Source organism: Cellulomonas aerilata (assembly GCF_007991755.1).
GTDB lineage: Bacteria > Actinomycetota > Actinomycetes > Actinomycetales > Cellulomonadaceae > Pengzhenrongella > Pengzhenrongella aerilata.
Genome location: NZ_BJYY01000012.1, coordinates 73,320 through 86,586, shown reverse-complemented (window position 1 = coordinate 86,586; position 13,267 = coordinate 73,320). Strand labels below are relative to the sequence as shown.

At 76.3% G+C, this 13,267-nt stretch carries 10 protein-coding genes; 4 read left to right on the top strand and 6 right to left on the bottom strand.

Annotated features, from left to right (window positions below; translation table 11 throughout):
- Positions 1 to 42: 42 nt before the first annotated feature.
- Positions 43 to 702 (bottom strand): lipoyl(octanoyl) transferase LipB, encoded by a 660-nt coding sequence (lipB, locus tag CAE01nite_RS07365; RefSeq protein WP_146902209.1) that lies wholly within the window; start codon positions 700 to 702, stop codon positions 43 to 45.
- A 56-nt stretch (positions 703 to 758) separates the two neighbouring features.
- Positions 759 to 1,223 (bottom strand): MarR family winged helix-turn-helix transcriptional regulator, encoded by a 465-nt coding sequence (locus CAE01nite_RS07360; RefSeq protein ID WP_146902206.1) that lies wholly within the window; start codon positions 1,221 to 1,223, stop codon positions 759 to 761.
- A 65-nt stretch (positions 1,224 to 1,288) separates the two neighbouring features.
- Between CAE01nite_RS07360 and CAE01nite_RS07355 the strand changes: the two genes are divergently transcribed.
- From CAE01nite_RS07355 to CAE01nite_RS18750, 3 genes are all read left to right on the top strand, one after another.
- Positions 1,289 to 3,670, top strand: coding sequence for an MMPL family transporter (locus tag CAE01nite_RS07355; protein ID WP_146902203.1), 2,382 nt, complete (start codon positions 1,289 to 1,291; stop codon positions 3,668 to 3,670).
- Positions 3,671 to 3,675: 5 nt separating this feature from the next.
- On the top strand, positions 3,676 to 4,707 hold the full coding sequence (locus CAE01nite_RS07350; protein WP_146902201.1) for a Gfo/Idh/MocA family protein: 1,032 nt from the start codon (positions 3,676 to 3,678) through the stop codon (positions 4,705 to 4,707).
- A gap of 102 nt (positions 4,708 to 4,809) precedes the next feature.
- Positions 4,810 to 6,480, top strand: a complete 1,671-nt coding sequence (locus CAE01nite_RS18750) for a protein kinase family protein (RefSeq protein ID WP_186816453.1) — start codon at positions 4,810 to 4,812, stop codon at positions 6,478 to 6,480.
- Positions 6,481 to 6,584: 104 nt separating this feature from the next.
- On the opposite strand, the gene CAE01nite_RS07340 is transcribed toward CAE01nite_RS18750, so the two are convergent.
- The 3 genes from CAE01nite_RS07340 to lpdA form a co-directional block, all read right to left on the bottom strand.
- Positions 6,585 to 7,505: a TIGR01777 family oxidoreductase gene (locus CAE01nite_RS07340; protein WP_146902195.1), complete on the bottom strand. Its 921-nt coding sequence runs from the start codon at positions 7,503 to 7,505 to the stop codon at positions 6,585 to 6,587.
- 142 nt (positions 7,506 to 7,647) lie between these two features.
- Complete coding sequence (sucB, locus tag CAE01nite_RS07335; RefSeq protein ID WP_146902192.1) at positions 7,648 to 9,615, bottom strand: 2-oxoglutarate dehydrogenase, E2 component, dihydrolipoamide succinyltransferase; 1,968 nt, start codon at positions 9,613 to 9,615, stop codon at positions 7,648 to 7,650.
- Positions 9,616 to 9,644: 29 nt separating this feature from the next.
- Positions 9,645 to 11,066 (bottom strand): dihydrolipoyl dehydrogenase, encoded by a 1,422-nt coding sequence (gene lpdA / locus CAE01nite_RS07330; protein WP_222595855.1) that lies wholly within the window; start codon positions 11,064 to 11,066, stop codon positions 9,645 to 9,647.
- Positions 11,067 to 11,224: 158 nt separating this feature from the next.
- Here lpdA and CAE01nite_RS07325 point away from each other — a divergent pair, with 158 nt between their 5' ends.
- Entirely contained in the window at positions 11,225 to 11,572 is a 348-nt protein-coding gene (locus tag CAE01nite_RS07325) for an oxidoreductase (RefSeq protein WP_146902189.1), read from the top strand.
- Positions 11,573 to 11,737: 165 nt separating this feature from the next.
- Here CAE01nite_RS07325 and CAE01nite_RS07320 read toward each other — a convergent pair whose 3' ends face one another.
- Positions 11,738 to 13,246 (bottom strand): leucyl aminopeptidase, encoded by a 1,509-nt coding sequence (locus CAE01nite_RS07320; protein WP_146902186.1) that lies wholly within the window; start codon positions 13,244 to 13,246, stop codon positions 11,738 to 11,740.
- Positions 13,247 to 13,267 lie beyond the last annotated feature (21 nt).

The following is a 13,267-nucleotide window of genomic DNA, read 5'->3' as shown; positions in this document are numbered from 1 at the left end:
GGTGCGTAGGTGCCGGGCGGGTGCCGGGCCGTGCTCGCCGGGTCAGGCTGCGGCGGGCTCGGCGGCCAGGCGCGGGGTGAGCGCGTCCACCAGGTGCCGGCGGACCGACGGAAGGACGTCGCCGATCCGCACGTGCCGGCCGGTCTCGACCGACAGCGAGGTGACGTCGGCGTCGGGCAGCCCGCACGGCACGATGCGGGAGAACTCGGCCAGGTCGGGGTCGCAGTTGAGGGCGAAGCCGTGCATCGTGACGCCCTTGGCCACTCGGACCCCGATCGCGGCGACCTTGCGGTCGCGCCGGACGCCGTCGCCGGGGAACCAGACGCCGCTGCGTCCCTCGACGCGGTCCGCCGTCAGGCCCAGGTCGGCGCACACGTCGATGAGCGCCTGCTCGAGCGCCCGGACGTACGCGACGACGTCGACCGGCTCGCGCAGCCGGACGATGGGGTAGCCGACGAGCTGACCGGGACCGTGCCAGGTGATCTTGCCGCCGCGGTCGACGTCCACCACCGGGGTCCCGTCGACGGGGCGGTCCCACGACGCCGTCCGGCGCCCCGCGGTGTACACGCTCTCGTGCTCGCACAGCAGGACGGTGTCCTCGCGGGTGCCGTCCACGACCTCGGCGTGCACCGCGCGCTGCTGCTCCCAGGTCGGCACGTATCCGACGTGGCGGGTACCGAGGTCCAGCTCGACGAAGCGCACCTCGCCACGATAGCCCCGCGTGCACGGCGCCCCGGGCCGGCCGGCGGCCCTGCGGGTCAGCGGTGCCGCGGGGGGTGCGCCGGGTCGTCGTCGGACGGGTCGGGGTGCGCGGCGACGAGCGCGGTCAGCAGCCGGCGCAGCTCGCGCATCTCCTCGGCGGTCAGCCCCCGTGCCACCATGGCCTCGCTGCGCTCACGGTCCGCCGCCTCGCGCAGCACCCGGGCGCCCTGCTCGGTGAGGGCGATGACGTGCCGGCGGCGGTCCTCCGCGTGCGGCTTGCGGGTGACGTACCCCAGCCGCTCGATGCGCGCCAGGAGCCGGCTCATGGTCTGCTCGGTGACCCCGGTCGCGGCGGCCAGCTCGCGCTGGGAGTGGTCCTGGACCGCCAGGTGGACCAGCACCGGCAGGCTCGCGTGGTTGAGGTCCCACGCGTCCAGGTGGGCGTTGAACTCGCGCTCGATGCGGCGCGCGGCGCTCGACAGGAGCCGTCCTGTCGGCCACGTCGAGGGGTCCAGCGGCACGCGGGGATCCCTTCGGTGGTGCTGCCTGGTTGCCCGACGGCGATGTGCGGCGGACGATACTCAGCATGCTGAGTATTTCGCGGTCCACCTGGCTCCGCACGCTCGCGGTGGTGGTCGCGCTCGGAGCGTGGCTGAGCGTAGCGGCGGTGGGAGGTCCGGCGCAGGGACGCCTCTCCCAGGTCCAGACCAACGACGCCGCCGCCTTCCTGCCGGCGTCCGCGGAGTCCACCCGGGCGGCCCGGGCCGACCGCCGGTTCGTCACCGAGGAGTCGCTGCCGGCGCTCGTCGTCCTGCGTCCCGCGGGGGAGGGAGCCGTCACCCCGGCGCAGCTGAGCGCGACCCGGGACGTGGTCGCGGGCCTGGCCGCCCTGCGGCTGCCGGGCTCCGACCCGGCCGAGGGTGACCCGGCGACGGTGGGCGACGTCCTGCTGGCCGACCCCGTCGTCGTGCCGTCGCAGGACGGCAGGGCGCTGCTGGTCCCGCTGTCCCTCGACGGCGTCGCGGCCGAGGAGGTGCTCGCCGACGACTCGGGGGTGGTCGCGGCCGTGGTCACCGCGGTGCGCGCCGGGCTGGACGACGCGCTCGGGGCGACGGCGACCTCGGCCGGCGACGCGGGTCTGCAGGCCTGGGTCACCGGGCCGGCCGGGTTCGTCGCGGACCTCGTCTCGGCCTTCGGCGGGATCGACGTCGTCCTGCTGCTGGTCGCGCTGGGCGCCGTCCTGCTCATCCTCGTGGTCGTCTACCGGTCCCCGTTCCTGCCACTGGTCGTCATCCTCACCCCGCTGTTCGCGCTCACCGCCGCCGCCCTGGTCGTGTACCGGCTGGCGGCGGCCGGCGCGCTGACCCTCAACGGGCAGACGCAGGGCATCCTGTCGATCCTCGTCGTGGGTGCGGCGGTCGACTACGCGCTCCTGCTGGTCGCCCGCTACCGCGAGGAGCTGCGGCACGTGCGCAGCACGTGGACCGCGATGGGCCGGGCCGTGCGGGCCACCGTCGCACCGATCGCGGCCAGCGCGGGCACCGTCGTCGCCGGGCTGCTGTGCCTGACCCTGTCGGACCTGGGGTCAAACAAGAGCCTGGGTCCGGTCGCCGCGATCGGGATCGCGTCGGCGTTCCTCGCGTCGCTGACCTTCCTGCCCGCGCTGCTGCTCGTCGCCGGGCAGCGCTCCCGGGGGCTGTTCTGGCCCAACCGCCCCCGCTACGCGCCGTCCGGTGCGGGCGACGACCCCGTCGACGCCACGGCCGTCCCCACCGACGTCGTCCTGCGCGGCTCGTGGGGCCGGCTCGCGCGGGCGATCGGGCGGCGGCCCCGCGCCGTCTGGGTCACGACCGCCGCGGTGCTCGCCGTCGGGGCCGCGTTCCTGCCGACCTTCGAGGCCGGCGGGACGGACGAGGCCGACGTCTTCCTCACCGACGTCGACGCCGTCGCGGGCCTGGACGTGCTCGCCGAGCACTTCCCGGCGGGCGCGGTGCAGCCCGCCGTCGTCATCGTCCCGGAGCCGGACGTCGCCGCGGTCGTCGACGCGGCGGCCGCGGTCGACGGCGTCGCGTCCGCGGCCCCGTTCACCGGCACGTCCGCAGGTGGGGCGCCGGGGGGGACGACGGATGCAGCCCCGGGTGGTCCCGCACCCGGCGGGGCGACGCCGGGTGGGCCGCCCGGGGGAGCCGCCGACGGGCCGCCGGTCGTCGTCGACGGCACGGTGCGCGTGGAGGTGGTGACGCAGGACGCGGCGGACACCGCAGCTGCCGTGGACACCGTCGCGGCGCTCCGGGACGCGGTCCACGCGGTGTCGCCGGACGCCCTGGTGGGCGGCGCGGCGGCCGAGACCCTCGACACGCAGCTGGCCGGAGCGCGGGACCTGCGGGTCATCGTGCCGGTGGTGCTGCTGGTGATCTTCGTGATCCTCATGCTGCTGCTGCGCTCGGTCCTCGCCGCGGTGCTGCTCATGGCCGCCAACGTGCTGTCGTTCGCGGCGGCGCTCGGCGTCTCGGCCCTGGTGTTCGAGCACGTCCTGGGGTTCCCCGGGGCCGACCCGACCGTCCCGCTGTACGGGTTCGTCTTCCTCGTCGCCCTGGGGGTCGACTACTCCATCTTCCTCATGACCCGCGTCCGGGAGGAGGCGGGGGTGTGGGGGACCCGGCCCGGGGTGCTCCGTGGTCTGGCGGCCACCGGCGGGGTGATCACGTCGGCCGGCGTCGTGCTGGCCGCGACCTTCGCCGCGCTCGCGGTGATCCCGCTGCTGTTCCTGGCCCAGCTCGCGTTCATCGTCGCGTTCGGCGTGCTGGTGGACACGCTCGTGGTCCGCAGCCTCCTCGTGCCGGCCCTGGTGCACGACGTCGGCCGCCGGGTGTGGTGGCCCAGCCGCTGGGACCCCGCGGGGGTGGGCCACCACCGGGGCGGCGCCCGGGAGGCGACGGAGGCGGGTGCGGCCGCGCGCCTAGGGTGACGTCCATGGCGGACACTGCGGTGCGGGTCGGGATCGTCGGGTACGGCGACGCGGGGCGCGGCATCCACGCCCGGCTCGTGCGGGAGGCGGGCCACGTCGTCACCGCCGTCGTCACCCGCAGCCCGGACCGTGCGTCCGCCGCGCGCGACGACTGGGCCGGCGTCCGGGTCGCCCAGGACGTCGACGCGCTGCTCGCCGTCCGGGAGGACCTCGACGTGGTGGTCGTCGCCAGCCCCACCGGCCTGCACGTCGAGCACACGCGCGCGGCCCTCGACGCCGGGCTCCCGGTGGTCGTGGACAAGCCGCTCGCCACCTCCGCCGCCGACGCGCGAGGGCTGGTCCAGCGCGCCGAGGCGTCGGGCACCGCGCTGACCGTCTTCCAGAACCGGCGGTGGGACGAGGAGCAGCTGACCCTGCGGGCGGTGCTGGACGCCGGCTCGCTCGGGAGCGTGCACCGGTTCGAGCGGCGCTGGGAGCGCTGGCGACCGGTGCCCAAGGACCGGTGGAAGGAGAACGACCCGGTCGCGGGCGGCCTGCTGCTCGACCTCGGGCCGCACCTGGTCGACTCGGCCGTCCAGCTCTTCGGTGCGGTGACGTCGGTGTACGCGGAGGTGCGGGCGCTGACGACGGCGGCGCCCGACGACGTCTTCCTCGCGCTGCGTCACACCGGCGGCGTGGTCAGCCACCTCGCCGCCGGGGGCCTCGTCGGCGCGCCGGGTCCGCGCACGCGGGTGCTCGGGTCCGCCGGCGCGTTCCTCGTGACGAGCTTCGAGGGCGAGCCCACGCCGTTCGCGGTCCTGGACGTCGCCGACCCGGACGGTCCGGTCGGGCACGGCGGGTGGCTCGTGCACGGGGCGGACCCCGTCCCGGTGCCCCGCGCCCCCGGCGGGCACGCGGACTTCTACCGGGCGGTCGGCGCGTGGGTCCGGGACGGTGGACCGGCCCCGGTGAACCCGTGGGACGCCGTGGCCACGGCGCAGGTCCTCGACGCGGCGGCGGTGAGCGCGCGGGAGGGACGGGTCGTCGAGCTCGGCTGACCGGCTGCCGACCCTCGCCGGCCCGGCCGGTCGACTTCGGCGGCGCGGCCGCACCCTGTGGACGACCCGTCCGCAGCCGGCCGACGGCGGTTGGATGCCGAGGTGGAGACCGTCGCCGTGCCGCCCGACCTCGCGGCGGCCCTGCGCGCCGCCGGGCTCGGGGTGCGCGGCCCGGCGGGGTTGGGCTCCGGCGGACCGGTGTGGACGGCGGTCGCCCTCGGGGCCGACGGTGGCGCGGGTGAGCGGTTCGTCGTGCACGCGCTCGCGGTCCCGGGTGGTGCGGCGGGCGAGCCCGTCCTGCATCGCCTGGAGGCGCTGGGCCGGCTCGACCACCCGCACCTGGCCCGCGTGGCCGACGTCCTGCCGGTGGGCGCCGCCGGTCCGGACGCCCGGACGCTGGCCGTGCTGGTGGAGGAGGTCCCCGGCACCACCCTGGCCGCGCTGCTCGCCGCCCGCGCCGCCCTGGCGCCCGGGGAGGTGGTGTCCCTGACCGTGCCGCTCGCGGGCGCCCTCGACACGCTGCACGCCGCCGGTCTGGTGCACGGCGACGTCTCACCGGGCAACGTCGTGGTCCGGCCGGACGGTCATCCGGTGCTCATCGACGTCCTGGGTGCCCTCGACGACCGGGCGCCGGCCGGGCGGCCCGGCGCGGCTGGGTGGGATGGGGCAGCGGGGCGGGCCGGGGCGGCAGGCGGGCCCGGGGCGGCCGGGCGGGTGCGCGGCACCCCCGGCTTCGTGGCACCGGAGGTCGTCGCGGGTCGTCGGCCGTCGCGGCCGCCCGTGGTGGGCGGTCCGGGGTCGTCCGCCGCCGCGGGAGGCCGCACCGGGGTCCACGTCCCGGCGGGCGCGCCCGCGGACGTGTACGCCCTGGCGACCGTGGCCCTCACGGCGCTCGACCCGGCAGCCGTCGACGGCCCGCTCGGGCAGGAGCTCGCCGCTGCCCGAGCGGACGACCCGGTGCTGCGACCCACCGCCGGGGAGCTGGCGGCCGGGTGCTTCGCGCGGGCCGTCCCCACGCCGATCGCCCTGCCCGACGCCGGGGTCCTGGCGCGCACCGCCCTGGCGCAGCTGGCGGGCGAGGGCGGCACGGTGTCGGTCGACCGCCGCTCCCGGCACCGCGCGGACCGTCCCCGGCGGGCGGACCGTCGCCACCGGTCCGGCGGAGCCCGCCGGTCCGCCTCCCGTCGGGCGCTCGGGGCGGTGGGCCTGGTCGCCGCCGCCGTGGTCGCCGGTGCGCCGACCGTGCCGGAGCCGTGGTCCCGGGGCATCGCCGCTGCCACGCCGGCGGGCGTCGCGGCCACCACGCCCGCGGGCGTCGTCGCCGCCACGCCGGCGGGCGTCGCCCCGGCCGGACCCGCGGTCCGGGCGGCCGCCCGTCCCGACCCGGCCCGGGCCGCGGTCGACCTGACCCGGCGGCGGCTCGAGGTGCTGGTCGCCGGCGACCCGGCGGCCCTGAGCACGGTCGTCGTGGCGGGCAGCAGCGCCGCTGCGGCGGACCGGGCGCTCCTGGCGGACCTGGCGGCGTCCGGCGTCCGCCTCGAAGAACTCACGGCGACCGACGTGTCCGCTCGGGTCGATGCGGTCCGGCCCAACCCGGCGGGCGGGGCACGACCGCAGTGGGCGGACGTCGCGGTGACCTCCGGGCTGTCGGCGCACCGGCGGGTGACGCCCGACGGCGCCGTGGACGTCCCGGCGCAGCCCGCGCGCACGGTCGTGCTGAGCCTGGTGTGGACGGCGGCGGGCTGGCGGGTGGACGCCGTCCGTGACCCGTGACCCGTGACCCGTGACCCGCTACCCGTGAGGACCGGGAACCCCACGACCGGGCGCTCCGCGTGACCACCGCCCGCCGCGGTCGGCGCCGCGCGCGTCCGTCCGGTCTAGCGGGCGGCGGCGACCCGCCGGCTCCCGACCTGGCTCGCGACCCAGTCGGCGGCGTCGGCGGTCGTGGGGTGCTGCCAGCGGAACGCGCTCGCGGTCAGCACGGACGGGACCGCACGGATGGAGCCCAGCACCTCGCTGGAGAACTCCCCGAGCACCATCCGCAGGGCCAGGGCAGGCGCCGGCACCAGGTCCGGCCGGTGCAGCGCCCGGGCCAGCTCACGGGTGATCTCCACGTTGGTCGCCGGCTGCGGGGACACGAGGTTGACCGGCCCGCGGACGTCGGCGTGGAGCAGGTGCACGATGGCGCCGATCTCGTCCGGCAGCGTGATCCAGCTCCAGTACTGGTCGCCCGAGCCCAGCCGCCCGCCCACGCCGAGGCGCAGGAGCGGCAGCATCCGCCGCATGGCGCCGCCCGCAGGGCTCAGGACGATGCCGGTGCGCAGGAACGCCACCCGCGTGCCCGCCTCGGCGGCGGGTGCAGCGGCGGCCTCCCAGTCGCGGACGACCCCGGCGAAGAAGGTGCTCCCCAGCGGTGACGTCTCGTCCAGGACGTCGTCGCCCTGGTCCCCGTAGGCACCGATGCCCGAGGCCTGCAGCATCACCGGGACGGGCTGGTCCAGGCGCGCGACCGTCCGGGCCAGCAGACCGGTGGTCGACGTCCGCGAGGCCCGGATCTCGCGCTTGTACGCCTCCGTGAGCCGCTTGTCGCCGACGCCGGCGCCGGCGAGGTTGATGATCGCGCCGGCACCCTCGAGCGCGGCCGGGTCGAGTCGCCCCCGCGACGGGTCCCAGCTGACCTCCCCGGGGCCCGACGCGTCGCGGCGGACCAGTCGCTGGACGGCGTGCCCGTCGCGCCGCAGGCGTCCCACCAGCGCCGTCCCGATGAGCCCGTGCGACCCCGCCACCACGATCTTCATGCCGCCACCCTGGCACACGGGCGCCCGTGCGGCCGCCGGAGCCCGCGCCGGGGACGACGACGCCCGCGCCCCCCGGTCCTGGTGGGCCGGGGGGCGCGGGCGTGAGGCGACGGCGTCGCGGCGTGCGGGTCGCAGGGTGCGGTCAGAGCCCGAGCTCGGACTCGAACGCGCCCTCCTCGATGCGGTTCTTGATGGCCATGAGGTACCGGGCGGCGTCCGCACCGTCCACCAGGCGGTGGTCGTAGGACAGCGACAGGTACATCATCGAGCGGATCGCGATGTTCTCGCCGCCGTCGGCGCCGGTCACCACGACCGGGCGCTTGACGATGGTGCCGGTCCCGAGGATCGCCACCTGCGGGAGCGCGACGATCGGGGTGTCGATCAGGGCGCCGCCGGACCCGGTGTTCGTGATCGTGAACGTCCCGCCGGACAGGTCGTCCGGGGTGATCTTGTTCGCCCGGGTCCGCGACGCGAGGTCGCCGATCCGGCGCGCGATCCCGGCGAGGTTGAGGTCGCCCGCGTCCTTGATGACCGGGACGACCAGGCCGCGCTCGGTGTCGACCGCGATGCCCAGGTTCTCCGAGCCGTGGTAGACGACCTGGTCCCCGTCGATGCTGGCGTTGATCTTCGGGTAGGTCTTGAGCGCCTCGACCGCGGCCAGGGCCAGGAACGGCAGGAAGGTGAGGTTGGCGCCCTCCCGGGCCTTGAAGTCGTCCTTGGCGCGGGCGCGCAGCCGGGCGACCTTCGTGATGTCGACCTCGACGACCGTCGTGAGCTGCGCGGCGGTCTGCAGGGACTGGACCATCCGCTCGGCCACGAGCTTGCGCAGGCGCGACATCTTCTCCGTCGTCCCGCGCAGCGGCGAGACGGCGGCGGGAGCGGCCTTCGGAGCGGCGGCTGCGGGAGCCGGGGCGGCGGGGGCCGGCGCCGCCTGCGCCGCGGCGGCGGCCTTGGCGGCCTCCTCCGCCTTGGTCGCGGCCTCCAGGACGTCCTCCTTGCGGATCCGTCCACCGACGCCCGTCCCGGTCAGGGTCGCGACGTCCACGCCCTTCTCGGCCGCGAGCTTGCGCACGAGGGGGGTCAGGTACGTGCCGGACGCAGCGGGAGCAGGAGCGGCGGCAGGGGCCGGGGCGGCGGCGGGTGCCGGGGCGGCGGCGGGTGCCGGAGCAGCGGCCGGTGCCGGAGCGGGAGCGGCGGCGGGTGCCGGCGCGGCGGCGGGCGCCGGAGCGGGAGCGCTCTGCGCCGGGGCGGGGGCCTCGTCGGGGGCTGCCGCCTGCGGACCCGCCTCGGTCGCGGACGGCGCCGGCGCCGGGACCGACTCGGGCTGGGACGGAGCGGACGGCGCCGCGGCACCGGACCCGATGACGGCCAGCGGGGCGCCGACCTCGACGGTCTCGTCCTCCTGCACCAGGATCTGCTGCAGCGTGCCGGCGACCGGCGACGGGATCTCCGTGTCCACCTTGTCGGTGGAGACCTCGAGCAGCGGCTCGTCGACGGCGACGTCGTCGCCGACGGCCTTGAGCCACCGGGTCACGGTGCCCTCGGTGACGCTCTCGCCGAGGGCGGGCATGACGACCTGCTCGCCGTCGCCGCCGCCGGACGGGGTGGACCCGCCCTGGCCGGCACCGGGACCCTGCGCGGCGGTGCCGCCGAAGGTGCCCTCGGCCTCGGGCGGGGGACCGCCGTAGGACTCGCCCATCTGGGCCGCCTCCGCGCTGCCGGTCACGCCGGCCTGCGCTCCCGTGGGGGCCGTCGGCGAGGGGTCACCGGGGGAGGCCGCCGAGGGCTCGGCCTGCGCCGGGGCCTGGGCGGCGGGCGCCTCGGCCGGCGCGGGCTGCTCGGCGGGCGCGTCGCCGCCGCTGCTCGCCCCGTCGCCGGAGCCGATCACGGCCAGCTGGGCGCCGACCTCGACCGTCTCGTCCTCCTGGACGAGGATCTGCTCCAGCACGCCCGCGAAGGGCGAGGGGATCTCGGTGTCGACCTTGTCGGTCGAGACCTCGAGCAACGGCTCGTCGACGGCGACCGTGTCGCCGACCTGCTTGAGCCAACGGGTGACGGTTCCCTCGGTGACGCTCTCACCGAGCGCCGGCATCTGCACGGAGTCAGCCATGACGCCTCGTGTCTCCTTCGATCGTGGGGTCAGTTGTGGGCGTGCAGCGGCTTGCCGGCGAGGGCCAGGTGGGCCTCTCCCAGTGCCTCGTTCTGCGTCGGGTGGGCGTGGACCAGGGCGGCGACGTCCTCGGGGTAGGCCTCCCAGTTCACGATGAGCTGCCCCTCGCCGATGAGCTCGCCCACGCGGGCGCCGATCATGTGCACGCCGACGACGGGACCGTCCTTCTGGCGCACGAGCTTGATGAAGCCGGCCGTGGCGAGGATCTGGCTCTTGCCGTTGCCGCCGAGGTTGTACTCCAGGACCTCGACGTTGTCGGTGCCGTGGACCTCGCGGGCCTTGGCCTCGGTGAGGCCGACGGACCCGATCTCCGGCTCGGAGTAGGTCACGCGCGGGATGCCGGACTCGATGATCGGCGCGGGGTTGAGCCCGGCGATCTCCTCGGCGACGAAGATGCCCTGCGCGAAGCCGCGGTGCGCGAGCTGCAGGCCCGGGACGATGTCCCCGACCGCGTAGATGTTGCCGACGCCGGTGTGCAGGCGCTCGTTCACCAGCACGAAGCCGCGGTCGATGCGGATGCCCTGCTCCTCGTACCCGAGGTTCGCGGTGTTCGGGCCACGGCCGACGGCGACGAGCAGCAGCTCGGCGTCGAACGTCTTGCCGTCCTCCAGCGTGACGTGCACGCCGTCGTCGGTCTGGGTCGCGCCCTGGAAGCGGACGCCGAGGTTGAACGCGATCCCGCGCTTGCGGAACGCGCGCTCGAACGCCTTGCTCAGCGACTCGTCCTCGTTGGCCACCAGGTGCGGGAGCGCCTCGATGATCGTGACGTCCGCGCCGAACGACTTCCACACGCTCGCGAACTCCGAGCCGATGACCCCGCCGCCCAGGACGATGACCGACCGCGGCACGCGGTCCAGCTGCAGCGCCTGGTCGGAGGTGATGATGTTGCCGCCGATCTCCAGACCGGGCAGCGAACGGGCGTAGGAGCCGGTCCCGAGGACGATGTGGCGGCCGGTGACGCGCTCGCCGTTGACCTCGACGGCGTCGGGTGCGACGAGCTTGCCCCAGCCCTCGAAGACCGTGATCTTGCGGGACTTGATCAGTCCCTGCAGGCCCTTGTAGAGCCGGGCGATCACGTTCTCCTTGTACTTGTTCACACCGCCCATGTCGATGTGGTCCAGCGTGGTGTGCACGCCGAAGTTCGCGCCCTCACGGGCGGAGTCCGCAACCTCGGCCGCGTGCAGGAGCGCCTTGGTGGGGATGCAGCCGTTGTGCAGGCAGGTCCCGCCCAGCTTGCCTCCCTCGACCAGGGCGACCGAGAGGCCGAGCTCGGCGCCGCGCAGCGCGGTCGCGTAACCGCCACTGCCTCCGCCCAGGACGACGATGTCGAAAACGGTGCCGTTCGTGTCGGCCACGTGGAACTCCTCCGGCGCTGGCGTGTGGTGGTTCATGCTCGCGGTCATCTTGTCATCACGCGACCGAGAGCCCTAACCGGGGCGCGCGGGGCGCGGTGTGATGGTCCAGACAACCCGGGACGGCCCCCGGCGGCGGCCGGCGGCACCCGGGCGGCGCCCAGCCGACGTCCAGGTTGCGTCGTTAGCCTGCGGGTATGGCCCTGTTCTCCCGCCGCCGCAAGGCCGTCCATGTCGACGGCGCGCCGTCGGACCGCGAGGCCCAGAAGGCCACGATCGCCCACCTGACGGACTTCGTCCGGACCCGCGTCGGCGTCGAGGCCTACGTCGAGCCGGCCACCAACGTCACCCCGGTGACCCTCATGCTCATCGCGACGACGGGGGAGTGGACCCGGCGGCGGGTGCCCGACGAGCGCACCGCGCACGCCGTCGCCCGCGACCTGGGCATCCCGGTCTACGACGTGCAGCGCCTGGGGTACCCGCAGCGCATGCGCGACTGGAACAGCCGGCAGCGTCCGCGCCGCTCGGAGCGCCGCGGCTTCTGAGGCCCGTCGGGCCGGCTGCTGCCGGCCCCCGACGGCCCGGCCGGTGCCGGCACCGGGCGGACGTCCACCACGCACGGGAGCCCCCGTCCGGTGATCCGGGCGGGGGCTCCTGGGGTGCAGGGCGGGTGCAGGCCTCGTCGGCGCGCGTCCCGCGGGGCGGCCTCCCTACTTGCGGCGCCGACCCGTCGCCGTGCCCGCGCGGCCCTCGAGCAGGGCCAGCAGGGTCCGCACGCCGACGCCCGTCCCGCCGACCGGCGTGTAGTCGTGCGCGGACTTCTCGTTGAACGCGGGTCCGGCGATGTCCAGGTGCGCCCACGGCGTCGTCCCGACGAACTCGCGCAGGAACACCCCGGCGCTCAGCATCCCGCCCGGTCGCTCGCCGATGTTGGCCAGGTCGGCGACCTTGGACCTGAGCCCGGCGAGCAGCTCCTCGGGCAGCGGCATCGGCCAGAACAGCTCGCCCGCGGTCTCCGCGGCGGTGGTGACCTCCGCGCGCACGTCGTCGGAGCCCATGACGGCCGAGACCCGGTTGCCCAGCGCGACGACCTGCGCCCCGGTCAGCGTCGCGATGTCCAGCACGACGTCCGGGTTCTCCTCGATCGCGGCGACGAGCCCGTCGGCCATGACCAGGCGGCCCTCGGCGTCGGTGTTGAGCACCTCGACGGTCTTGCCGCCGTGGATCGTGATGACGTCGGACGGGCGCTGCGCCGTGCCGGACGGCATGTTCTCGGCCAGGCACAGCCAGCCGGTCACGGCGACCGGCAGCTCCAGGCGTGCGGCCGCGACCACGGTGTGCAGGACGGCGGCGGCGCCGGCCATGTCGGACTTCATCGCCTCCATGCCGGCGGCCGGCTTGATCGAGATGCCGCCGGAGTCGAACGTGATGCCCTTGCCGACCAGCGCGACCTTCGCGGCCGGGCGGGACGGGGTGTAGGCGACCTTGACCAGGCGCGGACCGCGGGCCGATCCGAGGCCCACGCCCAGCAGCCCGCCGTAGCCGCCGGCCGTCAGCGCCTTCTCGTCGAGCACGGTGACCTTGGCGCCGGTCCCCTTGACCGCCGCGCGGGCCAGCTCGGCGAACGCGGCGGGGTACAGGTCGTTGGGGGCGGTGTTCACCAGGTCGCGCGTGCCGTGCACCGCCGCGGCGAGCACCTCGGCGCGCGCGACGACGGCCTTGGCGGCCGCCTCCTTCGCCAGCGGGGTGACGACCTCGACGGTCGCGACGGCGGTCGCGCGCGCCGCGGCAGGGCCCTGGCGGTAGCGCAGGAACGCGTAGGCGCCGAGCAGGGCGCCCTCGGCGACGGCGGCGAGCTCCTCGACGTCGTCCGCCGGCAGCGCCACCGCCACGGAGGTCGCGCCGGCGAGCTCGCGGGTCGCGGCGCCCGCGGCGCGGCGCAGCGTCTCGGCCGGGTAGGTGCCCGCCTGGGCGCCGAGGCCGGTCAGCACGAGCACCGGGGCCGCGAGACGGCCACCGGTCGGGACCTTGCGGACCTCGTCGGTCGCGCCGGTCAGCCCGAGCGTCACGGCGGACTGCGTCAGCTGCGTGCGCAGCTCCGCAGGGAGCGCGTCGGCGCCGACGAGGACGACGCCGGAGTCGGTCGAGGCGGTCGCGACGACGAGGGCGTCGGCCACCAGGTGGGCGAGGTCGGAGGAGGTGAGAGTCAGCTGGGCCACGCGACGATGCTAGTCGTGGTG